Raw genomic sequence first — 373 nt, forward strand, 5'->3', positions numbered from 1 at the left:
GTCCAGGTCGACGTCCGACGCGAGCGGTACCGGCCGGCCCGCGGTTCGCAGGATCTCCTTGCGCGCCTCGGCATCCGGCGGCGGCACGAACACCAGGCGCTCGAGGCGTCCGGGGCGCAGCAGTGCGGGGTCGATCAGGTCCGGGCGGTTGGTGGCGCCGAGCACCACCACGTCGCGCAGCGGTTCGATGCCGTCGAGCTCGGTCAGCAGCGCAGCGACCACCCGGTCGCTCACCCCGGAGTCGGACGACTGCCCGCGCCGCGGTGCCAGCGCGTCCACCTCGTCGAGGAAGATCAGTGACGGAGCGGAATCGCGTGCGCGCTGGAACAATTCGCGTACCGCCTTCTCCGAGGCGCCGACCCACTTGTCCATC

1 protein-coding gene is annotated in these 373 nt (G+C 71.8%); it reads right to left on the reverse strand.

Annotation, left to right across the window (positions count from 1 at the left end; all coding sequences use genetic code 11):
* On the reverse strand, window positions 1-373 hold a 373-nt coding region (locus tag AC1DYG_RS20695; protein ID WP_477641704.1), incomplete at both ends, for an AAA family ATPase.

The sequence above is a fragment of the Pedococcus sp. P1_H8 genome, from assembly GCF_056405175.1.